Genomic DNA, 24719 nt, shown 5'->3' with positions numbered 1-24719 from the left:
GCGCCCTTTTTCAGATGTGACGGACTTCGACAATCTCGTACTCGATCACGCCGCTTGGCGTTTTTACGGCGACCACATCGCCTTCTTCCTTGCCGATCAGGGCTCGGGCCAAAGGCGAGCCGACCGAAATCTTGCCGAGTTTGAAGTCAGCCTCATCCTCACCCACGATGTGGTAAGTGACGCTTTCGTCAGTCTCGACGTTGGCGATTTCGACGGTGGTACCGAAAATCACTTTGCCGGTATGCGGGATGGTAGTGACATCGATGATGACCTGATTCTGAATCCGGCCTTCGATGTCACGAATCCGCGCCTCGACCATGCCCTGCTGTTCGCGGGCGGCATGGTATTCCGCGTTTTCTTTCAAGTCACCCAACTCGCGGGCCGTACCGATGTCCTGGCTGAGCTTCGGACGGACGACCTTGGTCAGGTGAGCGTGTTCTTCTTCCAGGGCTTTAGCGCCCTGGACGGTCATTGGGTATTTGATCATGCCTTCAATCCTGCGTGTAGATCCTGCAAGCGGCGCACGGTTTTTTCAGGACCGAACTTCAGCGCTTCACAGATAGCTTCGCCAGCAGCAATGGTGGTGGTGCAATAAATCTTGTGCTGCAAGGCATTACGACGAATGGAGTAGGAATCAGCGATCGACTGACGACCTTCGGTGGTGTTGATGATCAGAGTGACTTCGTCATTCTTGATCATGTCGACCACGTGCGGACGACCCTCGGTCACCTTGTTCACACGGCGCACTTTCAGGCCTGCGGCTTCGATCAGCTTGGCAGTACCGGCAGTGGCAACCACTTCGAAGCCCAAGTTGATCAGATCGCGGGCTACGCCTGCAACCAGTGGCTTGTCGTCATCGCGCACGCTGATGAACGCAGTACCGCCGGTCGGCAGCACTTCGCTGGCGCCCATCTGGGCTTTGGCGAATGCTTCACCGAAGGTGTCGCCGACGCCCATCACTTCACCAGTCGACTTCATCTCTGGGCCGAGGATCGGGTCAACGCCCGGGAACTTGGCGAACGGGAACACCGCCTCTTTCACGCTGTAGAAGTTCGGGATGATTTCTTTGGTGAAGCCGATTTCTTTCAGGGTCTTACCGGCCATCACGCGAGCAGCGATCATGGCCAGGGAGACACCGATGCACTTCGATACGAACGGTACGGTACGGGAAGCGCGCGGGTTGACTTCGATGACGTAGATGTCTTCGCCTTGCAGCGCCAACTGTACGTTCATCAGGCCGACAACGCCCAGTTCCAGAGCCATTTTCTTGACCTGTTCGCGCATCTCGTCCTGGATATGCGCAGGCAGCGAGTACGGCGGCAGCGAGCACGCGGAGTCACCGGAGTGAACGCCAGCCTGTTCGATGTGCTGCATGATTGCGCCGATGACGACGTCTTTGCCGTCGCAGACCGCATCCACGTCCATTTCGATGGCGCAGTTGAGGAAGTGATCGAGCAGCACTGGGCTGTCGTTGGACACTTGCACCGCGTCACGCAGGTAACGCTTGAGCTCGTCTTCCTTGTAAACGATTTCCATCGCACGGCCGCCCAGTACATAGGACGGGCGCACAACCAGCGGATAACCGATTTTCGCGGCAGCACGAACCGCTTCGTCTTCGCTACGCACGGTGGCGTTTGGCGGCTGACGCAGGTTCAGACGCTCAACCATTTGCTGGAAGCGCTCACGGTCTTCGGCACGGTCGATGGCGTCAGGGCTGGTGCCGATGATTGGCACGCCGGCGGCTTCCAGGGCACGCGCCAGTTTCAGCGGAGTCTGGCCGCCGTACTGGACGATCACACCTTTCGGTTTCTCGACGCGGCAGATTTCCAGAACGTCTTCCAGGGTTACCGGCTCGAAGTACAGACGGTCGGAAGTGTCATAGTCGGTGGAAACGGTTTCCGGGTTGCAGTTGACCATGATGGTTTCGTAGCCGTCTTCGCGCAGAGCGAGAGCAGCGTGTACGCAGCAGTAGTCGAACTCGATGCCCTGGCCGATACGGTTTGGACCGCCACCCAGAATCATGATCTTGTCGCGACCGGACGGCGCGGCTTCGCACTCTTCCTCGTAGGTCGAGTAGAGGTAAGCGGTGTCGGTAGCGAACTCGGCGGCGCAGGTGTCAACGCGCTTGTAGACCGGGAACACTTCCAGCTTCTGACGGTGCGTACGCAGGTTCTTCTCGGTCACACCCAGCAGCTTGGCCAGGCGCTGATCGGAGAAGCCTTTGCGCTTGAGCTTGAACATCAGGTCGCGGTCGATAGCGGACAGACCGAGGGTCTTGACCTTCTCTTCTTCCTTGATCAGATCTTCGATCTGCACCAGGAACCACGGATCGATCATGTTCATGCCGAAGATGTCTTCGACCGACAGGCCGGCGCGGAAAGCGTCAGCCACGTACCAGATGCGCTCGGCGCCCGGCACGGTCAGCTCACGCTTGAGCACGCTCATGCTTTCCGGGTTGCTCAGGTCGAGCTTCTCGTCCAGACCGCAAACGCCGACTTCCAGACCGCGCAGGGCTTTCTGCAGGGATTCCTGGAAGGTACGGCCGATGGCCATGACTTCACCGACCGACTTCATTTGAGTGGTCAGGCGTGCGTCGGCCTTGGCGAATTTCTCGAAAGCGAAACGCGGCAGCTTGGTGACGACGTAGTCGATCGACGGCTCGAAGGACGCCGGGGTCTTGCCGCCGGTGATGTCGTTCGACAGTTCGTCGAGGGTGTAGCCCACAGCTAGTTTGGCCGCGACTTTGGCGATCGGGAAACCGGTGGCTTTCGAAGCGAGGGCCGAGGAACGCGATACACGCGGGTTCATTTCGATCACGACCATGCGGCCAGTGTTCGGGCAGATACCGAATTGAACGTTGGAACCACCGGTCTCGACGCCGATCTCGCGCAGAACTGCCAGGGAGGCGTTACGCAGGATCTGGTATTCCTTGTCGGTCAGGGTTTGTGCTGGAGCCACGGTGATCGAGTCACCGGTGTGCACGCCCATCGGGTCGAAGTTTTCGATCGAGCAGACGATGATGCAGTTGTCCTTTTTGTCGCGGACAACTTCCATTTCATATTCTTTCCAACCGATCAGCGATTCGTCGATCAACAGCTCTTTGGTCGGCGACAGGTCCAGACCACGGGCGCAGATTTCTTCGAACTCTTCACGGTTGTAAGCGATACCGCCACCGGTGCCGCCCATGGTGAAAGACGGACGGATGATGCACGGGAAGCCCAGGGTTTCGAGGACCGCGTTGGCCTCTTCCATGCTGTGGGCGATACCGGAACGCGGGCACGCCAGGCCGATGGATTTCATCGCCTTGTCGAAACGCGAACGGTCCTCGGCCTTGTCGATGGTGTCGGCGTTGGCGCCGATCATTTCTACACCGAACTTCTCCAGAACGCCTTCGCGCTCCAGGTCCAGGGCGCAGTTCAGAGCAGTCTGGCCGCCCATGGTTGGCAGCACTGCATCCGGACGCTCTTTTTCGATGATCTTGGCAACGGTCTGCCACTTGATCGGCTCGATGTAGGTGGCGTCGGCCATGTCCGGATCGGTCATGATCGTGGCCGGGTTGGAGTTCACCAGGATGACGCGGTAACCCTCTTCGCGCAGGGCTTTGCAGGCCTGGGCGCCGGAGTAGTCGAATTCGCAGGCCTGGCCGATAACGATCGGGCCAGCGCCGAGAATCAGGATGCTTTTAATGTCTGTACGTTTTGGCATGGGTTTGTCACTCAAATCCGCAGGTCAGTCGGCAAGCCGTCTTGATCGATTTCTGAAGTCTCGAAGGGGCCGCCGGTGTCGGGGCCGCCCTCGAGGGGCTTCTCTCTACAGTCTCAAGGCGAACGCTTAGCGTCGCTTGGCCATCTCGTTGATGAAGCGGTCGAACAGTGGCGCAACATCGTTCGGGCCCGGGCTCGCTTCAGGGTGACCCTGGAAGCTGAACGCGCTCTTGTCGGTACGCTCGATGCCTTGCAGGGTGCCGTCGAACAGCGATTTGTGAATCGCACGCACGTTGGCTGGCAGGGTTTCTTCGTCGACCGCGAAACCGTGGTTCTGGCTGGTGATCATCACGACGCCAGTGTCCAGATCCTGCACCGGGTGGTTGGCACCGTGGTGGCCATGGCCCATTTTCAGGGTCTTGGCGCCAGAGGCCAGAGCCAGCAGTTGGTGACCGAGGCAGATGCCGAATACCGGAATTTCGGTTTCCAGCACTTCCTTGATCGCCTTGATCGCGTAGTCGCATGGCTCCGGATCACCAGGGCCGTTGGACAGGAACACGCCATCCGGCTTCAGCGCCAGCACATCAGCGGCCGGGGTCTGAGCCGGCACCACGGTGACGCGGCAGCCGCGCTCGACCAGCATGCGCAGGATGTTGACCTTGACGCCGTAGTCGTAGGCAACCACGTGGTAAGGCAGCTCGGAAGCGTCGATGGTCGCGTGGCTGTCGGTCTTCAGATCCCAGACAGTCGAGCGCCATTCGTATTGAGTCTTGGTGCTGACGACTTTCGCCAGATCCATGCCCTTCAGACCCGGGAAGCCTTGCGCAGCGGCGATTGCCGCTTCTTCGGAGATATTGTCGCCGGCCATGATGCAGCCGTTCTGAGCGCCTTTTTCACGCAGGATGCGGGTCAGGCGGCGGGTGTCGATACCGGCGATTGCCACAACGTTGTTGGCTTTCAGGTAGTCGGACAGGGACATCGTGTTACGCCAGTTGCTCGCTACCAGCGGCAGGTCACGGATGACCAGGCCAGCGGACCAGACGCGATCGGACTCGGCATCTTCCGGCGTGGTGCCGGTGTTGCCGATGTGCGGGTAAGTCAGGGTAACGATCTGTTGGGCGTAGGAAGGATCGGTAAGGATTTCCTGATAGCCGGTCATTGCGGTGTTGAACACCACCTCACCAACGGTTTGACCGTCGGCACCAATGGCTTCGCCGCGAAAAATGCTGCCATCAGCAAGGGCAAGTATGGCTGGCTTAGTCAAGAAGACCTCCCGTAAATAACGCATGAAAGGGCGATCGCAGGTTGTAAAAAAGCGGAGTGACGTATGGACACGTCACCCCGCTTCTTCACTGAATTATTCTGCGCGCTTTTAGTGGACACACTAAAGCTGTAGCTTACAGAAAAAGGCTTTTTTGGTCCACCGCTAAAGAGCCTAAAAGGCCGGAGAATGCGACAGGCCGTCGCCAAGCGGAGAAAAACCAGCGCAAACAGGGCGTTTGCGCCGGATTCAGCAATAAATCAACGCAGGTCGAGCACGTCCTGCATGTCGTACAGACCCGGCTCGCGACCGTCCAGCCACAGCGCAGCACGCACCGCACCCTTGGCGAACGTCATACGACTTGACGCCTTGTGCGTGATCTCCAGACGCTCACCTTCGCAGGCGAACAGCACGGTGTGATCACCCACCACATCACCACCGCGCACCGTGGCGAAGCCAATGGTTTCGCGCTCACGGGCACCCGTGTGCCCTTCACGACCGTAGACCGCGACTTTCTGCAGATCACGATCCAGCGCACTGGCGATCACTTCACCCATGCGCAACGCCGTACCCGACGGCGCATCGATCTTGTGACGGTGATGGGCTTCGATGATTTCGATGTCCGCGTCATCACCCAGCACGCGCGCTGCCATATCGAGCAACTTCAGCGACAGATTGACGCCGACACTGAAGTTGGCCGCGAAGACGATAGGAATATCCTTGCCCGCCTCGACCAGCAACTGCTTCTGCGCAGCGTCCAGCCCAGTGGTGCCGATGACCATGGCCTTGCCTGCCTTGCGGCAGAACGCCAGATTTTTCAGCATCACTTCCGGCAGCGTGAAGTCGATCAAGACGTCGAACTCTTCAGCCACCGCCTCGATATGCCCGGACAGCGGCACACCGATGCGACCCAGCGAGGCCAGCTCACCGGCATCGACGCCGATCAGCGTGCTGCCAGGACGAACCACCGCAGCGGTCAAACCGGTCAACGGCGCGCGCTGCTGCACGGCTTCGACCAGAATCTTACCCATGCGCCCAGCAGCGCCCATCACAGCTATACGTCGCATGCCGACTCCTTACAGATCGCCGAAGAAGCGCTTCACACCGTCGAACCAACCGGTGGTTTTCGGCGAATGACTGTTGTCGTCGGCCAGCGAACTGCGGAACTCTTCCAGCAGTTCGCGCTGACGACGGTTCAGATTGACCGGCGTCTCCACCGCAACGCGGCACATCAGATCGCCCGCACCACCGCCACGCACCGGCGCCACACCTTTGCCGCGCACACGGAACTGCTTGCCGGTCTGGGTGCCTTCAGGGATTTTCAGTTTGACGCGACCGTCGAGGGTCGGAATTTCCAGCTCGCCGCCCAATGCCGCATCGACGAAGCTGATCGGCACTTCGCAGAACAGATGTTTGCCATCGCGCTGGAAGATGTCGTGCTCGCGGACATTGATGACCACGTACAGATCGCCAGTCGGACCGCCCTGCGTACCCGCCTCGCCTTCGCCGGACAGACGAATGCGGTCACCGGTATCAACGCCGGCCGGCACTTTGACCGAGAGGGTTTTGTACTCTTCGACACGACCGTCACCGTGGCAGGAATCGCACGGGTCGGAAATGATCTTGCCTTGGCCATGGCAGCGCGGGCAGGTTTGCTGCACCGAGAAGAAGCCTTGCTGCATGCGCACCTGGCCGATGCCGCCGCAGGTCGGGCACGTCGATGGCGACGAGCCTTTCTTCGCGCCCGAGCCATCGCAAGGTTTGCAGTTGACCAATGTCGGAACACGGATATTCACGGTCGTGCCGCGCACCGCTTCTTCCAGGTTCAGCTCCAGGGTGTAGCGCAAGTCGCTGCCACGCTGAGCGCCGCCACGGGAACCGCCGCGTCCGCCGCCGAAGAAATCACTGAAGACATCACCAAAGATGTCCGAGAAGTTCTGACCACCGAAACCGGCGCCACCGCCACCCATGCTCGGGTCAACGCCGGCATGACCATACTGGTCGTAGGCCGCACGCTTGCTCGAGTCGGACAGCACTTCATAGGCCTCGTTGGCCTCTTTGAACAGTTCTTCCGATGCTTTGTCATCGGGATTACGGTCCGGGTGGTGCTTCATTGCCAGACGACGGTAGGCCTTCTTCAGGTCCGCCTCGCTTGAGCCGCGCTCAACACCCAACACTTCGTAATAGTCACGCTTTGCCATAAGTTTTCCGCACTCTTGAGGACGTTCGACAAACCCCTCCTGAGGATCGCCAAACTCGCTGAGCCCCAATACAGGCCCGGACCCAACTCACGTCAATTCAACGATCCTGGTCTTTGTTTCTTGCGGTACTTTCGGCACGAAAAGCAGGAGCATTCCCGGCCATACCGCCAACACGCAAGGCTTGTCGCATGCTGTAAAAATTCGCGTATTCCAGATACGCCAACGCGGGAGCTAGCTCCCGCGCGGCGACATCCTACCAGTCACTGCCTGAAGGCAGTCAACCGGCCGACCAACAACTTACTTGTGGTCTTTGACTTCTTCGAACTCGGCATCGACAACATCGTCAGCCTTTTCAGCTTTCTCGTCGTGCGGTGCCGCGCCTTCAGCAGGCTGAGCCTGTTCGGCGTACATCTTCTGAGCAACCGGAGCGGAGACTTTCGACAGCTCCTCGACCTTGGCTTCGATGGCAGCCTTGTCGTCGCCTTTGACGGCAGCTTCCAGAGCAACCACAGCCGCTTCGATCGCAGTCTTCTCTTCAGCGGTAACCTTGTCGCCCGCGTCAGCAATCATCTTGCGAGTCGAGTGAACCAGTGCATCACCCTGGTTACGGGCAGCGGCCAGCTCTTCGAACTTGCGGTCTTCCTCAGCGTTGGCTTCGGCGTCACGCACCATGCGCTCGATTTCTTCGTCGGACAGACCGGAGTTGGCCTTGATCACGATCGACTGGGTCTTGCCGGTCGCCTTGTCTTTCGCACCAACGTGCAGGATGCCGTTAGCGTCGATGTCGAAGGTTACTTCGATCTGCGGCACGCCACGTGGAGCAGGTGGAATGTCGGCCAGGTCGAACTTGCCCAGGGACTTGTTCTGAGTGGCTTGCTTACGCTCGCCCTGCAGCACGTGAATGGTCACAGCGCCCTGGTTGTCGTCGGCAGTCGAGAACACTTGCGATTTCTTGGTAGGAATCGTGGTGTTTTTCTCGATCAGCGCGGTCATCACGCCACCCATGGTTTCGATACCCAGGGTCAGCGGGCTGACGTCGAGCAGCAGAACGTCTTTCACGTCACCGGCCAGAACAGCGCCCTGAATCGCGGCACCCATGGCAACGGCTTCGTCCGGGTTAACGTCTTTGCGAGCTTCTTTACCGAAGAAATCGGTTACCAGCTTCTGCACCAACGGCATACGGGTCTGACCACCGACCAGGATCACGTCGTTGATCGCGCCAACGTCCAGACCTGCGTCTTTCATGGCGATACGGCAAGGCTCGATGGTGCGCTGAACCAGGTCTTCAACCAGTGCTTCGAGCTTGGCACGCGAGATTTTCACGTTCAGGTGCTTAGGACCGGTCGCGTCTGCAGTGATGTACGGCAGGTTGACGTCGGTCGACTGAGCGGAAGACAGCTCGATCTTGGCTTTCTCAGCGGCTTCTTTCAGACGCTGCATGGCCAGCGGATCACCTTTGAGGTTCATGCCGCTTTCTTTCTTGAATTCGTCAACGAGGTAGTCGATCAGACGAATGTCAAAGTCTTCACCGCCGAGGAACGTGTCACCGTTGGTGGCCAGTACTTCGAACTGGTGCTCGCCATCAACTTCAGCAATCTCGATCACGGAAACGTCGAAGGTACCGCCACCCAGGTCATAAACGATCACGGTGTGATCGCCCTTGGCCTTGTCCATACCGTAAGCCAGTGCAGCTGCGGTAGGTTCGTTGATGATACGTTTTACGTCCAGACCGGCGATGCGGCCGGCGTCTTTGGTCGCCTGACGCTGGCTGTCGTTGAAGTAGGCCGGAACGGTGATCACCGCTTCAGTCACGGTCTCGCCGAGGTAGTCTTCGGCGGTCTTCTTCATCTTCTTCAGAATTTCAGCCGAGATTTGTGGCGGGGCCATTTTCTGGCCGTTCACTTCAACCCAGGCGTCGTTGTTGTCAGCCTTGACGATCTTGTAAGGGACCATCTGAATGTCTTTCTGCACAACTTCTTCGTCGAAACGACGACCGATCAGACGCTTTACTGCGTACAGGGTGTTGTGCGGGTTGGTCACAGCCTGACGCTTGGCCGACTGACCTACCAGGATTTCGCCATCGTTGGCGTAAGCGATGATCGACGGCGTGGTACGCGCGCCTTCAGCGTTTTCAATAACTTTTGCTTTGCCGTTTTCCAGCACGGAGACGCAGGAGTTGGTAGTCCCCAGGTCGATACCGATAATTTTGCCCATGTTAACTCTCCCGAAACTTTGGATTTGGATGCCGCAGCAGTGGTGGCTGACTGCGGTAGCACTTAAACGCTTGACTTCTAAATGGGGGCCTTGCGGCTAATTTCAAGCCTTCTCGTCAATCGAAGGCGAAATTGGCGCCGGCGCCTTGCTGACCACAACCATCGCCGGACGCAACAAGCGACCGTTGAGCTGGTAGCCCTTCTGGAACACCTTCAGAACGCTGTTCGGTTCTACGTCGGCGCTTTCCTGCATGGCCATCGCCTGATGCTGAACGGCGTTGAACGGTTCGCCATGCGGATCGATTGCTTCCAGCTGGTAACGCTTGAGGGTGTCGTGGAACATTTTCAGCGTCAGCTCGATGCCTTCGCGCATCGGACGGATGCTTTCGTCGTCCGGGTTCGACAGCTCGAGGCCGCGTTCCAGGCTGTCGACGATCGGTAACAGGTCGCCGGCAAATTTTTCCAGGGCAAACTTGTGCGCCTTCTCGACGTCCTGCTCGGCACGGCGACGGACGTTCTGCAGATCGGCAGCAACACGCAGAGACTGATCCTGCGCGGCGGCCAATTGCTCTTCGAGCACTTGTACACGGGTCGCCAGGTCATCACCCGAACCTTCGGGCGCCTGATTGGCTTCTGGGTTTTGCGTATCTACTGTCTGTTCGTCAGCCATAGAATTCTCCTTTCAATTTCGTCCGCGAGCCTGACTCGCGCTTCTGCCCCGATATATGGGGCCGCAAAATCAGGCTTCAAGGGCCTTCAAACATTAACCCTACAAAAAAGTGTCGAATCCTCATTCCTCGATGCGCTAAGCAGATTTGCGGTTCAAGCAAATCGAGCTAAGGGAGGGCATTGTCAGCGCGAAACAAAACACTGTATAAATAACCAGACCTTTAGCTTGGGAGCGGCCTTTATGCTGGTGCACCTGTCCGTACATAACTACGCCATCGTTGAACATCTCGATCTCGAACTCGATCGCGGGATGAGCGTGATCACGGGTGAAACCGGCGCTGGCAAATCGATCATGCTCGACGCGCTGGGGCTGACGCTCGGTGATCGCGCCGACAGCGGCGTGGTTCGTCCCGGCGCCGACAAGGCCGATATTCTCGCGACCTTCGATCTGGCTGACATTCCTGAAGCCAGCGCATGGCTGGCCGAGCGTGATCTTGAGACTGATGGCCCGTGCATCCTGCGCCGGGTAATCACATCCGAGGGTCGTTCGCGCGGCTACATCAACGGCACCCCTTGCCCACTCGGTGACCTCAAGTCGCTAGGCGAGTTGTTGATCGATATCCACAGCCAGCATGAACACCAGTCCCTGCTGAAAACCGATACCCATCGTCGCCTGCTGGACGAGTACGCCGGCGCTACCGATCTGGCTCGCCAGGTTCAGCTCGCCGCCCAGCGCTGGCGGCAGACTCGCCAGGAACTCGAGCGCCTCTCCAATTCCGGCGATGAACAACGCGCGCGCCACCAATTGCTGAGCTATCAACTCGAAGAGCTGGAAAACCTCGGCCTCGGTGATAACGAGCTGGAGCAACTGGAGCAGGAACACAAAAACCTGACCAACGCCGAAACCCTGCTGGGCATCTGCCGGCAAGTGGTCGAGCAATGCAGCGAAAGCGATTCCGGCAATGTATTGAACGCGCTGACCGCCAGCCTCAACCGCCTGTCGAGCGTGAATAACTCCGTCGGCGCACTGGGCGAAGCCAGCAGCCTGCTGACCAGCGCGCAGATCCAGGTCGAAGAGGCCGTAGGCGAACTCAATCGTTTCCTCGACAACTTCGATGCCGATCCGGCCCGTCTGCAATATCTCGAGGAGCGTCTGGACGCCATCTACACCCTGGCACGCAAGCATCGGATTCAACCCACCGAAGTCGGTGAAATGCAGCAGAAACTGCTGGATGAGATCGAAACCCTCAATGCCAATGACGAATCCATCGAACGTCTGGGTGAAGAACTGGCCTCGTATGCCCGTCACTATCAAGAGAAAGCGCGGGAACTGAGCGATTTGCGTCATCAGGCTGCCGGCAGCCTCGCCAGTGCGGTGGAGCAGGAGATTCAGCGGCTGGGCATGCCGGGTGGCCGATTCACGATCGAATTGAAGGCCAACAGCAGCGACGAATTGCTGCCCAACGGCCTGGAGCAGGTCGAATTGCTGGTCAGCGCCAATCCGGGCCAACCGCTGAAGGCGCTGGCAAAAGTCGCTTCCGGCGGTGAGCTTTCACGTATCAGCCTGGCGATTCAGGTCATCACCGCACAGACGTCCCGCGTTCCAACACTGGTGTTCGACGAAGTGGACGTAGGCATTGGTGGCCCGACCGCAGAAATTGTCGGCCAACTGTTGCGCCGTCTTGGCGATCGCGGCCAGGTATTGACCGTGACGCACTTGCCGCAGGTGGCAGCACAGGGTCACCAGCATTTGTTCGTGCACAAGGTACGCGGCGAACAGGCCACGCACACCGCGGTCTCCAAACTGAGCAAGAGCGACCGTATAGAAGAAGTGGCACGCATGCTCGGTGGTATTGACCTGACCAAGGAATCCCTGGCCCACGCGAAAAAAATGGTCGTCACCGCCAAGGTTTAACAACGACAGAAAGCACGAAGGCGACCCTTGGGTCGCCTTCGTTCGTTTCGCGAATGTGAAATTCGCGCGACATGCTTACTTTTTCTTGCGGATGTACAGCACCAGGTTGTGATCCACCAACTCGACACCGTGCTCTTCGGCAATTGCCTTCTGGAGCTTTTCGATTTCCGGGCTGACGAATTCGACAACCTCACCGGTTTCCACGTTAACCATGTGGTCGTGGTGACCACTGTCGGCCAACTCAAAAACCGCGTGGCCGCCGTCGAAGTTGTGACGGACCACGAGGCCAGCCGCTTCGAACTGGGTCAGAACACGGTAAACCGTGGCCAGACCGACGTCCTCGCCAGCTTCCATCAACGCCTTGTAGACGTCCTCGGCGCTCATGTGACGCTGCTCGGTGGAGTCGAGCATTTGCAGGATCTTGACCCGTGGCAGGGTCACTTTAAGGCCGGCTTTGCGTAGTTCGCTATTTTCAACCATGGTCAGCTTTCTCGCGATGCTGCTTCGCAGCTTCTCTTAATGCGGGTATGATCGGCGTTTACGTTGTCCCAGCCAAGATAGTGGAAGTCGCCCACCGATGCAAAACACCAAGCTCTTGCTAACCAGTTTCACCTTTGTGGGACTGCTCGCACTCGCCGGTTGTTCATTCCCCGGGGTTTACAAAATCGACATCCAGCAGGGCAATGTCGTCACGCAGGACATGATAGACCAGTTACGCCCGGGAATGACCCGGCCGCAAGTACGGTTTATCATGGGTAACCCTCTGCTTGTCGACACGTTCCATGCCGATCGCTGGGATTATCTGTACAGCCTGCAACCGGGTGGCGGTGAACGCCAACAGGAACGCATCAGCGTTATTTTCAACTCAAACGACCAGCTTGTCAGCCTGTCCGGTGACTTTATGCCGGGCGTAAGCCGTGACGAAGCCATTCTCGGCAAGGACAGTGGCACCACCGTGTCCGCTCCTGCTGAAAACGCCGAGAAGCCAAAACCGGAAAAACCGGTCAAGCCAGGTTCCTTGCTGGATCAAATCCAGAAGGACGTCGATGGTGTAGAAACCGTTCCGGTTCCAACACCAGAGCCGCTGGACACCTCGCCGCAATAATTGGCGAGACAATAAAAAACCCGGAAATACCGGGTTTTTTATTGTCTGCGATTTGGCTATTTACACGTTTCGGGCCTTGGCTTCGGCAGCCTTGGCCGCACGCAACCGTCGAACCTCTTTTGGATCGGCAAGCAAGGGGCGGTAAATCTCGATGCGCTCCCCTGCCTGAATAACCCGAGAATCCGGGTCAGCAACCACTTTGCCAAAGATGCCCAGCGGGCATTGCGCCAGATTCAGCTCAGGGAACTCGCTACCGATACCCGATGCCAGCACCGCCGCCCGCACCGTTGCGCCGTCACTTACGCTGACTGAGCGCAAAACCTGACGATCCACGGCCGCGTACACGACTTCTATCTCGATCACAGGATCAACCATGCATCTGCTTGGCACGCTGGCAGAACGCGTCCACCAGCGTATTGGCAGCCTGATTGAACAGCGGCCCCAACGTGGCACGCACCAGCGGCCCGGCGTAATCGAACGACAGATCGAGACTGATCTTGCAGGCCTTTTCATTCAATGCCTTGAACACCCAGACGCCGTGCAGTTGATTGAACGGGCCTTCTTCCAGGTTCATCTCGATCGACTGCCCCGGCACCAGCGTATTGCGCGTCACAAAATGCTGGCTGAGGCCGCCCTTGGCCACGCCCACGCTGGCGCGCATATGCTCCGGCGAGCTTTCCAGCACTTCAGCGGCCGAGCACCACGGCAAAAATTCCGGGTAACGCGCCACGTCGTTGACCAGGTCGTAGAGGAATTGCGCCGGGTACGGCAGCAGCGCTGATCGTTGAATATGTGTCGTCATGTGAGCGTTACTTCCAGAGCTGAGCGGCAAACACTACAAGAATGCCGATGGGCGCCACGTAGCGCATCAAAAACAAAGACAGGGCGAACAGTGCCGGATTGCGGATCGACAACTCGTCGCGTACCGCTTCACGCCCCATCACCCATCCGGCAAACAGCACAAAACACAGGCCACCGAGCGGCAACATGATCCGCGAGGTGAAGAAATCGATCACGCCAAAGAAGTCCAGACCGCTCTGCGCGCCCCATTGGTAGAGATGGAACATCCCGCCTTCGTTCACGAAAAATTTGGCTTCCTTCCAGATATTGAAGGAGAACACCGTGCCCAGACCGACGAACCAGCAGATGAACGCCAGCCAGAAAGTCACCCACGCGCGACTGACTTTCGTGCGTTCAACCAGATAGGCAACCATCGGCTCCAGCAGCGAAATCGCCGAACTCCATGCCGCAATCGCCACCAGCACAAAGAACACCACGCCCATTAGCTGCCCGAAAGCTACGTTACCAAAGGCAAATGGCAGGCTGACGAACATCAGTCCAGGCCCTTCGCTAGGATTCAGGCCTCCGGCAAACACAATCGGAAACAGGGCCAGACCGGCGACCAGCGACACAAAGGTATCGAGCAGTGCCACGCCGACAACCGTGCCGGACAACGACGAACTCTTCGGCATGTAAGCGCCGTAGATCATGATCGAGCCGACACCGACGCTCAGCGAGAAGAACGCATGCCCCATCGCCGGCAACAAACCGTCGAGGACTTTTTCCGGGTGGAAGTCGAACATGAAATGCACGCCTTCCATGAAATGCCCGGTGGTCATGCTGTAACCCAGCAATACCAGGATCATCACGAACAGCAGCGGCATCATGATGCGCAAGCTGCGCTCAAGCCCGGCAACCACGCCTTTGGCGATCACATAGGCTGACAGCAGCATAAAAATCGTGTGCCAAAGTGTCAGGCGCCATGGATTGGAGATGACATTGCCGAAATAAGCACCTACCTGATCCGCCGTCGCGCCCTGGAAGTCACCGCGGCCCATGTCGACGATGTAGTCCAGCGACCAGCCGCCGACCACACTATAAAAAGACAGGATCAGCAACGCCGTGATCATCCCGGCGAACGCGCCCCACGACCACTTGCCCGAGTGCCCGGCTTCCAGCGCCAGTACCTTCAAGGCGTTCGCCGGACTTTGCCGCGCGCGCCGGCCAATCAGGGTTTCAGCGAGCATGACCGGGATGCCGATCAGTGCAATGCACGCCAGAAACATCAGCACAAAGGCGCCGCCGCCGTACACCCCGACCATGTAGGGGAATTTCCAGATGCTACCCAGTCCCACGGCCGAACCGGTCGCGGCGAGTATGAAAACCCAGCGGCTAGCCCAACTGCCGTGGACAGAAACCTTGTCTGTCGACATCGTTTATCACGCCCAAGCGTTAGAAAAAGAGGCCGCATTGTCCGGGATTCACTCAACCTGCTCAAGCACGCAGCATCACCGTAGCCGACAGCCGTTTATCTCCATATAATGCCGCCCCTATGGCTAAACAGAAGAAACACCCAACAGGGACCATCGCGCAGAACAAAAAGGCGCGACACGATTACTTCATCGAGCATAAGTTCGAGGCTGGTCTGGTCCTGGCCGGCTGGGAAGTAAAAAGTCTGCGGGCAAGCAAGCTACAGCTGGTCGACAGCTATGTCCTGCTCAAGGATGGCGAAGCGTGGTTGCTCGGCAGCCACATCACGCCTCTGATGACCGCAAGCACCCACGTCATTGCCGACCCGGTGCGCACGCGCAAATTGCTGCTCAACCGCCGCGAGCTGGAAAAACTTGCCGCCGCCGTGCAGCAAAAGGGTTACGCCTGCGTCTGCCTGTCCTGGTACTGGAGCAAGCACATGGTCAAGTGCGAGATCGCTCTGGGCAAGGGCAAGAAGGAATACGACAAGCGTGATACCGAGCGCGAGCGCGACGCCGGTCGTGAACTGCAGCGTGCAGTGCGCAACAAAGGCAAGGAAGACTAAAAGATCGCCGCCTGCGGCAGCTCCTACAGGAAAACGCAAATTCCTGTGCAGGAGCTGCCGAAGGCTGCGATCTTTTTGCACTTAAAACGCTACATCCCCTTGCGCCGCTCCGCCCGGGCCATGCGCTGAACTTCCTGCCGCACCTCTTCCAGTACTTCCTGCACATACAAAATGTGTCGGCTGGAAACCTCACGCGCCTGCTCCGCGCGCCCTTCGATAATCGCCAGATACAATTCCCGATGCTGGGTGATCAGCATGTCGCGGGTTTCCGTGCGCTGCTTGTACATGCCGCCGATGTTGGTGACCACATTGCGTTTGAGCAGATCAAACAGCCCACGAATAGTGTGCAACAACACCGCGTTATGACTGGCCTCGGCAATGGCCAGATGGAATTTCGCGTCCGCCGCGCCCTCCTCCGCCCGACTGACTTCGTCATGGCGTGAATAACAATCCTGCAACTCTTCGAACGCCGCCGTCAGCCGCTCGCGATCAACATCCGTCGCGCGCAATGCTGCGTAATAGGCGCACGATGCCTCCAAAGTGTGCCGAAACTCGAGCAAGTCGCGCTGTGCTTCAGGATTGCTTTCGAGCAACTGCAGCAGCGGATCACTGAACGTCGAGCCCAGACTTTCCACCACATAATTGCCGCCACCCTGGCGACTGACCAGCAGCCCTTTCGCCGCGAGTTTCTGAATCGCTTCGCGCAGCGACGGCCGTGATACGCCAAATTGTTCAGCCAGCGTGCGCTCCGCCGGTAGCCGTTCACCGGACTTCAGCGTGCCCTCGAGGATCATCCCCTCAAGTCGCTCGACAATGTCGTCAGACAAACGGCGCTGACGTATCTGATCAAACCCCATAACTCATTTCTCCACGATCCCGACCGCTCGCCGGGCTCTCTATTCTGGCCTATCGGCGCCTTGCCGACACCTACCAGACGCCACTTGCCGAAACCGGATCAGATGCGATCTGCACCGCTTGTTCGACAAAAGTTTTAGGGCGGCAAATTGACACACCGACATCAAGGCTTTTACCCTAGCCAACAGCGATTGTAAATTGGTCTTACCAATTATCCAAGAACGCTGACAGTGCCTGACCAACAACAATTAGGGGCCACCCCATATGCAAACCTGGCAACAGCTCTACAGCCCGCTCGGCAGTCTCGGCGTGTCCGCACTCGCGGCCGTCATCCCCATCGTGTTCTTTTTCCTCGCGCTGGCGGTGTTCCGCCTCAAAGGCCACGTGGCCGGGAGCATCACCCTCGCCTTGTCGATTGCCGTAGCAATCTTCGCGTTCCAGATGCCGGTCGACATGGCCTTTGCCGCCGCCGGGTATGGCTTCGCCTACGGTCTGTGGCCGATTGCCTGGATCATTGTCGCGGCGGTGTTCCTCTACAAGCTGACGGTCAAAAGTGGTCAGTTCGAGGTCATCCGCAGCTCGGTGTTATCGATTACTGACGACCAGCGCCTGCAAGTACTGCTGATCGGTTTCTGCTTCGGTGCGTTTCTGGAAGGTGCCGCCGGTTTCGGCGCACCCGTGGCAATTACGGCCGCACTTCTTGTCGGCCTGGGTTTCAACCCGCTGTACGCCGCCGGCCTGTGCCTGATCGCCAACACCGCACCGGTTGCGTTCGGCGCACTGGGCATTCCGATCATTGTTGCCGGTCAAGTCACCGGGATTGACGCGTTCAAGATCGGCGCCATGACCGGTCGCCAACTGCCGCTGCTGTCGCTGTTCGTGCCGTTCTGGCTGGTGTTCATGATGGATGGCCTGCGCGGCGTGCGTGAAACCTGGCCCGCTGCACTGGTGGCCGGCCTGAGTTTCGCCGTGACCCAATACTTCACCTCGAACTTCATCGGCCCAGAGCTGCCGGACATCACTTCGGCCCTGGCCAGCCTAATTTCCCTGACCCTGTTCCTGAAAGTCTGGCAGCCAAAACGCACCGCCGGCGCGCAAATCGCCGGTGCCACGTCGAGCGCAGCGATCACCGCCAGCGTCGGCGGTTTCGGTCAGAAACGCACCACCGTAGCTTCGCCTTACAGCCTCGGGGAAATTTTCAAAGCGTGGTCGCCATTCCTGATCCTCACCGTGCTGGTGACCATCTGGACGCTGAAGCCTTTCAAAGCGATGTTCGCCGCCGGCGGCTCGATGTACAGCTGGGTGTTCAATTTCGCGATTCCGCACCTTGATCAACTGGTGATCAAAACCGCACCGATCGTGGCCACTCCGACCGCCATTCCAGCAGTGTTCAAACTCGACCCGATTTCCGCGACCGGCACGGCTATTTTCTTCTCCGCGCTAATCTCGATGCTGGTGCTGAAGATCAATTTCAAAACTGGTCTGACCACTTTGAAAGAAACCTTCTACGAACTGCGCTGGCCGATTCTGTCGATCGGCATGGTGCTGGCGTTCGCCTTCGTCACCAACTACTCCGGCATGTCTTCGACCATGGCTCTGGTATTGGCAGCGACTGGCGCGGCGTTCCCGTTTTTCTCGCCGTTCCTTGGCTGGCTCGGCGTGTTCCTCACCGGCTCGGATACTTCGTCCAACGCGCTGTTCAGCTCACTGCAAGCGACCACCGCGCACCAGATCGGCGTCAACGACACCTTGCTCGTGGCGGCGAACACCAGCGGCGGCGTGACCGGCAAGATGATCTCGCCACAATCGATCGCCGTGGCCTGCGCCGCGACCGGACTGGTGGGCAAGGAATCGGACCTGTTCCGCTTCACCCTCAAGCACAGCCTATTCTTTGCAACGATTGTCGGTCTGATCACACTGGCTCAGGCCTACTGGTTCACCGGCATGCTGGTGCACTAAACCAATAAGAAGCCTACAAGCGACATGGAAAAAACCGACGCCGGTTCGTGATTCCGGCGTCAGCAATTCACAACCCGGTCTGTAAGGCTGCTGAAAGCAACTCTCTCTATATTCAGCAGCCGCAACAGACGGATAACCGGGCCCACCCGGAGACACGCCTGATGAGCGAGCTTTTCTACAACGCCGTGCCGAACGCGACCCGTGTGGCACCGCCACTGCCCGAACCTCGGCAATACCCCAGCGAGAAACCGTCGCGGGTCTACCTGTTCGGTACGTGCGTGGTCGACCTGTTCTACCCCGAAGCCGGGATGGACGCGATCCACTTGCTGGAGCGCGAAGGGATTCGGGTCGAGTATCCGCAAGGGCAAAGTTGCTGCGGGCAACCGGCCTACACCTCGGGTTACACCGAGCAGGCGCGGACGGTGGCGCGCTCGCAACTGGCGCTGTTCGCCGGGGATTATCCGGTGGTGGTGCCGTCGGGTTCCTGCGCCGGCATGTTGCGCGAGCATTACGCCGACCTGTTCAAGGACGAGCCGGAAACGTTGCAACAGGTTCAGGCCCTCGCGGCCCGCACCTATGAACTGGCCGAGTTTCTGCTGTTCGTCTGCAAAGTGCAGCTCAAGGACAGCGGCGAACCGGTCAAAGTCGCGCTGCACACCTCGTGTTCGGCACGCCGCGAAATGAACACCCACCTGCACGGTCGCGAGTTGTTGGCGCAGTTGAGCAACGTGGAACGGGTCAACCATGACCACGAAAGCGAATGCTGTGGCTTCGGCGGAACATTCAGCGTCCGTATGCCAGACATCTCCGGCGCGATGGTGGCTGACAAGACCAAAGCGTTGAAGGATTCCGGCGCGCATCAGGTGTTGAGTGCCGACTGTGGCTGTTTGATGAACATCAACGGCGCATTGGAGAAACAAAAAGAAACGCTACGCGGGCAACATCTCGCCAGCTTTCTGTGGCAACGAACCGGAGGTGCGCAATGAGCACTTCCGCGATTATTCCTACGGTCGCCGTAGAAGAAGATTTCCGCACCCGGGCACACAATGCCCTGGGTGATCAGCAACTGCGGAACAACTTCCGCACGGCCATGGATTCACTGATGGCCAAGCGGGCAGCCGCTTTCAGCGATGCCCACGAAAGAGAACATTTGCGCGCACTGGGCAATTCGATCAAGGCCCGCGCGCTCTCCAAGTTGCCCGACCTGCTCGAGCAGTTGGAACAGAACCTGACCCGCAACGGTGTGACAGTGCACTGGGCGGAAACGGTGGACGAGGCCAATGGCATCGTCTTATCGATCATCCGCGCTCACGAGGCGCGGCAAGTGATCAAGGGCAAATCGATGGTCAGCGAAGAGATGGAGATGAACCATTTCCTCGAGGCTCGAGACATTGAATGTCTGGAGTCCGACATGGGGGAATACATCGTCCAGCTCGACCACGAGAAGCCTTCACACATCATTATGCCGGCGATCCACAAGAATGCCGGTCAGGTCGCGTCCTTGTTCCACGACAAACTTGGCGTGGAATACACCAAGGACGTTGACCAACTCATTCAGATCGGTCGCAGAGTCCTGCGGCAGAAATTCTTCGAAGCGGACATCGGCGTCTCCGGTGTCAACTTCGCCGTAGCCGAAACTGGCACCCTGCTGCTGGTGGAAAACGAAGGCAACGGGCGCATGACCACCACCGTGCCGCCGGTGCACATCGCCGTCACCGGTATCGAAAAAGTCGTGGAAAACCTGCGTGACGTGGTGCCGTTGCTGTCACTGCTGACGCGTTCGGCGCTGGGCATTCCGATCACCACTTACGTCAACATGATCTCCGGCCCGCGCAAGGAACACGAACTCGACGGCCCGCAGGAAGTGCATCTGGTCCTGCTCGACAACGGTCGCAGCCAGGCCTTTGCCGACAGTGAATTGCGCCAGACCCTGAACTGCATTCGCTGCGGCGCCTGCATGAATCATTGCCCGGTCTACACCCGCGTCGGTGGCCACACCTATGGCGAGGTGTATCCGGGACCGATCGGCAAAATCATCACCCCGCACATGGTTGGCCTGGCGAAAGTCCCGGATCATCCGAGCGCTTCGTCGCTGTGCGGTGCCTGCGGCGAAGTGTGTCCGGTAAAAATTCCGATCCCGGCGATCCTGCGGCGCCTGCGCGAAGAGAACGTCAAAGCCCCGGACTCTCCACATCAAGTGATGCGTGGTCAGGGCAGCAAATATTCGCGCAAAGAACGCTTTATCTGGAACGCCTGGGCCAGGCTCAACAGCTCGCCAATCTTGTATCGATTGTTCGGTTTCTTCGCCACGCGCTTGCGTGCACTGACGCCGAGCAAAGTCGGCCCGTGGACGCAAAATCACAGCGCGCCGAAACCCGCCGCTCGTTCGTTGCACGATATGGCCCGCGAGCATCTGGCCAAACAGGGAGATCGCTGATGAGCGCCAAGCAAAATATCCTCGCCAAGCTGCGCAATAGTCTGACTGGCGCCACGCCGATTGCCGACGACTTCGATGTCGATCTGGTGACGCAGCCTTACACCTACACTGCCGAACAGCGCATTCCGCAACTGCGCAAACTGATGGAAGCGGTGCACACCGAAATCCACCTGACCTCGGACGCAGAATGGCCGGCGCTGCTTGCGCAATTGCTGCGTGACCGCCAGTTGCCGAGCCTGTTGATCGCGCCCACGACAGCGCACGGGCAGAAAATCACACAGCACTGGGCGAACAATCCTGACCTGCCGACACTGAAATCCTACGACCGGCCGATGGAAGAATGGAAAGCCGAACTGTTCAACGACACCCCGGCCAGCCTCACCGGTACCCTCGGTGCCATCGCCGCCACCGGCAGTCTGATCCTCTGGCCAAACCGTGAAGAACCACGGCTGATGAGTCTGGTGCCGCCTGTGCATTTCGCCCTGCTCAAGGCCAGCGAAATCCGTGACAACTTCTATCAGGTGCAACAGGAATTCGAGTGGGCGCAAGGCATGCCGACCAACGCTCTACTGGTCTCCGGCCCGTCGAAAACCGCTGACATTGAACAAGTGCTGGCCTACGGCGCCCACGGCCCGAAAGACCTCGTAGTTCTGATCCTGGAGGACCAATGACGCTTCCAGTGAATTTCCTGCGAGATACGCAACAACTGATTCCGGCCGAACGCCGTTTTGATGATCCGTTATCGACTTTGGCCTTTGGCACCGACGCCAGTTTTTATCGGCTGATTCCGCAACTGGTCATCCGCGTCGAGTCCGAAGATGAAGTGGTGGCGCTGCTGAAACTGGCTCAGCGCGACCATGTCCCGGTGACCTTCCGTGCCGCGGGCACCAGTCTCTCCGGCCAGGCGATCAGCGATTCGGTTTTGATCGTGCTGGGGGATAACTGGAACGCTCGCGAGATTCGTGGCCAAGGCAGGCAAATCCGTCTGCAACCGGGAGTGATCGGCGCACAGGCCAACGCGTGGCTGGCACCGTTCGGGCGCAAGATCGGCCCGGATCCGGCGTCGATCAACGCCTGCAAGATCGGCGGCATCGTCGCCAACAACGCCAGCGGCATGTGCTGCGGTACCGCGCAAAACACCTATCACACACTGGCCGGGATTCGCCTTGTGCTGGCCGATGGCACGCGCCTGGATACCGAGGACGCTGCCAGTGTCGCGGCATTCCACACCAGCCACGGCGATCTGCTCGAACGCTTGGCGACATTGGGCCGCGAGACCCGCGCCAATGCCGAACTGGCTGCACGAATCCGCCACAAATACCGTCTGAAAAATACCACCGGCCTGTCACTCAACGCCTTGGTGGATTTCTATGAGCCTGTGGATATCTTGAGCCATTTGCTGGTCGGCTCCGAAGGCACGCTCGGCTTCATCAGCGCGGTGACGTACGACACGGTGATCGACCACCCGAACAAGGCGTCGGCGCTAATCGTATTCCCGGATGTGGAAACCTGCTGCAACGCAGTCACCGTGCTGAAAAGCCAACCGGTATCCGCCGTGGAACTGCTGGATCGCCGCAGTTTGCGTTCGGTGCAGGACAAACCCGGCATGCCCGCTTTCGTACAACAGCTGTCGAACAATGCCTGCGCGCTGCTGATCGAATCCCGCGCCGCGTCTTCCACTTTGCTACAGGAACAACTGGCGCAGATCATGGCGTCGCTCAGCGGTTTCCCGGTGGAGAAACAGGTCGACTTCACCGAAGACCCTGCCGAAAACGCCAAGCTCTGGGCGATCCGCAAGGACACCTTTCCCGCCGTCGGCGCCGTACGCAAAACCGGCACCACGGTGATCATCGAAGACGTGACCTTTCCGGTCGAACAACTGGCCATCGGCGTCAATCGCTTGATCGAACTGTTCGACAAACATGCCTACGACGAAGCGATCCTTTTCGGACACGCGCTGGAAGGCAATCTGCACTTCGTTTTCACCCAAGGCTTCAACAACCCGGAAGAAGTCGCACGCTATCAAGCGTTCATGGACGACGTCGCTCAGCTGGTGGCAGTGGAGTTCGGTGGTTCGCTGAAAGCCGAACACGGAACCGGGCGCAACATGGCGCCATTCGTGGAACTGGAATGGGGCAGCGACGCCTATCAACTGATGTGGCAGCTCAAACGTCTGCTCGACCCGAATGGCATTCTCAACCCGGACGTGGTGCTCAGCGAAGACCCGCAGATCCACCTCAAACATCTGAAACCGCTGCCGGCGGCTGACGAGATTGTGGATAAGTGCATTGAATGCGGCTTCTGCGAACCGGTCTGCCCATCGAAAGGCCTGACCCTGAGCCCGCGCCAGCGCATCGTCATCTGGCGCGATATTCAGGCGAAGAAACGTGCGGGCATCGACACCACCGAACTGGAAAAAGCCTACGAATACCAAGGCATCGAAACCTGCGCCGCCACTGGTCTGTGCGCACAGCGTTGCCCTGTAGGTATAAACACCGGTGAGCTGGTGAAAAAGCTGCGTGGCCGACACGCGACGCATCAGAAAACCGCTGACTGGATTGAAGGAAATTTCGCCAAGACCCTGCAAGGCGCACGCTTCACCCTGCATGTGGCCAACGGTGCGCGAATGATGCTCGGTGCGCCACGTCTGGCGAAGCTTTCGGCAACGATTACGCGCCTGTCCAAAGGCCAGGTGCCGTTGTGGACGAGCGCGATGCCGCAACCGGAGAAGGCCATTCGCTTCAGCCCCAGCGTGTCGGATGAACGTCCGCGCGTGGTCTATCTGGCGGCTTGTGTGTCGCGGGTCATGGGGCCGGCGGCAGGTGATAAAGAGCAGATGTCGCTGTACGACAAAACCCGTGGGCTGCTGGAAAAGGCCGGTTACCAAGTGGTGTTCCCGGACAATCAGGACAACCTCTGCTGCGGTCAGCCCTTCGCCTCCAAAGGCTACGCCGAACAGGCCGAACACAAACGTCAGGAGCTGATCAGCGCATTGCTGCATGCCAGTCGCGGCGGGCTCGATCCGATCTATTGCGACACCAGCCCGTGCACGTTGCGACTGGTGCAGGACGTAGGAAAAACCCGTCTGGATCTGTACGACCCGGTGCGCTTCATCCGTACGCACCTTCTCGATCGACTGGACTTCACACCACAAGACGCACCGATTGCCGTGCACGTGACTTGCAGCACGCAACATCTGGGCGAAAGTCAGGCGTTGATCGATCTGGCGCGCAAGTGCAGCAACAACGTGGTGATTCCGGAAGGCATTCACTGCTGCGGGTTTGCCGGCGACAAGGGCTTCACCACACCAGAGCTGAACAGCCACTCGCTGCGCACGCTCAAGGATGCTGTGCAGCATTGCAGCGAGGGGATTTCCACCAGCCGCACCTGTGAGATCGGACTGACGCAACATGGCGGGATTGACTATCACGGTCTGGTCTATCTGGTGGACCGCGTGACCCGGGCGAAGGCCTGCTGAAGAAAAATAGAACCCTTGAGTTCGACTGTAGTCCACAGAATAACCCCGACTGATCGGGGTTTTTCATCCATTCGGTTGCCCGTCCTGACGGCCAGCGAAGTCTGGAC

General features: G+C 58.7%; 20 protein-coding genes. 8 read left to right on the top strand and 12 right to left on the bottom strand.

Annotated elements, in window-relative coordinates:
• Positions 1-10: 10 nt before the first annotated feature.
• The 7 genes from greA to grpE all read right to left on the bottom strand — a co-directional run bounded on the left by greA (position 11) and on the right by grpE (position 10049).
• On the bottom strand, positions 11-487 hold the full coding sequence (gene greA / locus P3G59_RS03945) for a transcription elongation factor GreA (RefSeq protein ID WP_003221530.1): 477 nt from the start codon (positions 485-487) through the stop codon (positions 11-13).
• Positions 484-3705: a carbamoyl-phosphate synthase large subunit gene (gene carB / locus P3G59_RS03940; RefSeq protein ID WP_007915231.1), complete on the bottom strand. Its 3222-nt coding sequence runs from the start codon at positions 3703-3705 to the stop codon at positions 484-486. The genes greA and carB overlap by 4 nt, the downstream gene beginning before the upstream one ends.
• Before the next feature lie 126 nt (positions 3706-3831).
• Entirely contained in the window at positions 3832-4968 is a 1137-nt protein-coding gene (gene carA, locus P3G59_RS03935; protein WP_007915228.1) for a glutamine-hydrolyzing carbamoyl-phosphate synthase small subunit, read from the bottom strand.
• A 257-nt stretch (positions 4969-5225) separates the two neighbouring features.
• Positions 5226-6032: a 4-hydroxy-tetrahydrodipicolinate reductase gene (gene dapB, locus P3G59_RS03930; RefSeq protein ID WP_038357479.1), complete on the bottom strand. Its 807-nt coding sequence runs from the start codon at positions 6030-6032 to the stop codon at positions 5226-5228.
• Positions 6033-6041: 9 nt separating this feature from the next.
• Positions 6042-7166: a molecular chaperone DnaJ gene (gene dnaJ / locus P3G59_RS03925; RefSeq protein WP_007953765.1), complete on the bottom strand. Its 1125-nt coding sequence runs from the start codon at positions 7164-7166 to the stop codon at positions 6042-6044.
• Between the two features lie 297 nt (positions 7167-7463).
• Positions 7464-9380: a molecular chaperone DnaK gene (gene dnaK, locus P3G59_RS03920; protein WP_277760539.1), complete on the bottom strand. Its 1917-nt coding sequence runs from the start codon at positions 9378-9380 to the stop codon at positions 7464-7466.
• A 102-nt stretch (positions 9381-9482) separates the two neighbouring features.
• Entirely contained in the window at positions 9483-10049 is a 567-nt protein-coding gene (grpE, locus tag P3G59_RS03915) for a nucleotide exchange factor GrpE (protein WP_007915219.1), read from the bottom strand.
• A 240-nt stretch (positions 10050-10289) separates the two neighbouring features.
• Between grpE and recN the strand changes: the two genes are divergently transcribed.
• Positions 10290-11963, top strand: coding sequence for a DNA repair protein RecN (recN, locus tag P3G59_RS03910; protein WP_277760538.1), 1674 nt, complete (start codon positions 10290-10292; stop codon positions 11961-11963).
• A gap of 75 nt (positions 11964-12038) precedes the next feature.
• On the opposite strand, the gene fur is transcribed toward recN, so the two are convergent.
• Positions 12039-12443, bottom strand: coding sequence for a ferric iron uptake transcriptional regulator (gene fur, locus P3G59_RS03905; protein ID WP_007915216.1), 405 nt, complete (start codon positions 12441-12443; stop codon positions 12039-12041).
• A gap of 97 nt (positions 12444-12540) precedes the next feature.
• Between fur and P3G59_RS03900 the strand changes: the two genes are divergently transcribed.
• Positions 12541-13068: an outer membrane protein assembly factor BamE gene (locus tag P3G59_RS03900; protein ID WP_277760537.1), complete on the top strand. Its 528-nt coding sequence runs from the start codon at positions 12541-12543 to the stop codon at positions 13066-13068.
• Positions 13069-13128: 60 nt separating this feature from the next.
• Here P3G59_RS03900 and P3G59_RS03895 read toward each other — a convergent pair whose 3' ends face one another.
• Genes P3G59_RS03895 through P3G59_RS03885 form a run of 3 tightly spaced genes read right to left on the bottom strand, consistent with a single transcriptional unit; the run spans position 13129 to position 15281 of the window.
• Positions 13129-13443, bottom strand: a complete 315-nt coding sequence (locus P3G59_RS03895) for an RnfH family protein (RefSeq protein WP_277760536.1) — start codon at positions 13441-13443, stop codon at positions 13129-13131.
• Positions 13436-13870 carry a type II toxin-antitoxin system RatA family toxin gene (locus P3G59_RS03890; RefSeq protein ID WP_007915213.1) on the bottom strand — a complete coding sequence of 145 codons (435 nt, stop codon included), beginning with the start codon at positions 13868-13870 and terminating at the stop codon, positions 13436-13438. Before P3G59_RS03890 ends, P3G59_RS03895 begins: the two co-directional genes overlap by 8 nt.
• 7 nt (positions 13871-13877) lie before the next feature.
• A complete protein-coding gene (locus tag P3G59_RS03885) occupies positions 13878-15281 on the bottom strand; it encodes a sodium-dependent transporter (protein WP_141127800.1) in 1404 nt (467 codons plus the stop codon).
• Between the two features lie 119 nt (positions 15282-15400).
• Here P3G59_RS03885 and smpB point away from each other — a divergent pair, with 119 nt between their 5' ends.
• Entirely contained in the window at positions 15401-15883 is a 483-nt protein-coding gene (gene smpB, locus P3G59_RS03880) for an SsrA-binding protein SmpB (protein ID WP_007915208.1), read from the top strand.
• 89 nt (positions 15884-15972) lie between these two features.
• Here smpB and P3G59_RS03875 read toward each other — a convergent pair whose 3' ends face one another.
• On the bottom strand, positions 15973-16740 hold the full coding sequence (locus P3G59_RS03875) for an FCD domain-containing protein (protein WP_007915207.1): 768 nt from the start codon (positions 16738-16740) through the stop codon (positions 15973-15975).
• A 262-nt stretch (positions 16741-17002) separates the two neighbouring features.
• Between P3G59_RS03875 and P3G59_RS03870 the strand changes: the two genes are divergently transcribed.
• The 5 genes from P3G59_RS03870 to P3G59_RS03850 all read left to right on the top strand — a co-directional run bounded on the left by P3G59_RS03870 (position 17003) and on the right by P3G59_RS03850 (position 24612).
• The gene (locus tag P3G59_RS03870) at positions 17003-18697 is read left to right on the top strand and encodes a lactate permease LctP family transporter (RefSeq protein ID WP_277760535.1); all 1695 of its coding nucleotides are present in this window, start codon (positions 17003-17005) and stop codon (positions 18695-18697) included.
• Between the two features lie 161 nt (positions 18698-18858).
• Entirely contained in the window at positions 18859-19683 is an 825-nt protein-coding gene (locus P3G59_RS03865; protein ID WP_277760534.1) for a (Fe-S)-binding protein, read from the top strand.
• The gene (locus P3G59_RS03860) at positions 19680-21134 is read left to right on the top strand and encodes a LutB/LldF family L-lactate oxidation iron-sulfur protein (RefSeq protein ID WP_277760533.1); all 1455 of its coding nucleotides are present in this window, start codon (positions 19680-19682) and stop codon (positions 21132-21134) included. The genes P3G59_RS03865 and P3G59_RS03860 overlap by 4 nt, the downstream gene beginning before the upstream one ends.
• Positions 21134-21805 (top strand): lactate utilization protein, encoded by a 672-nt coding sequence (locus P3G59_RS03855; RefSeq protein ID WP_277760532.1) that lies wholly within the window; start codon positions 21134-21136, stop codon positions 21803-21805. The genes P3G59_RS03860 and P3G59_RS03855 overlap by 1 nt, the downstream gene beginning before the upstream one ends.
• Positions 21802-24612, top strand: a complete 2811-nt coding sequence (locus P3G59_RS03850; RefSeq protein ID WP_277760531.1) for an FAD-binding and (Fe-S)-binding domain-containing protein — start codon at positions 21802-21804, stop codon at positions 24610-24612. The genes P3G59_RS03855 and P3G59_RS03850 overlap by 4 nt, the downstream gene beginning before the upstream one ends.
• Positions 24613-24719 lie beyond the last annotated feature (107 nt).

Source organism: Pseudomonas sp. A34-9 (genome assembly GCF_029543085.1).
Lineage (GTDB): Bacteria > Pseudomonadota > Gammaproteobacteria > Pseudomonadales > Pseudomonadaceae > Aquipseudomonas.
The sequence above is the reverse complement of the archived record's forward strand: the minus strand, read 5'-3'. Positions and strand labels throughout refer to the sequence as shown.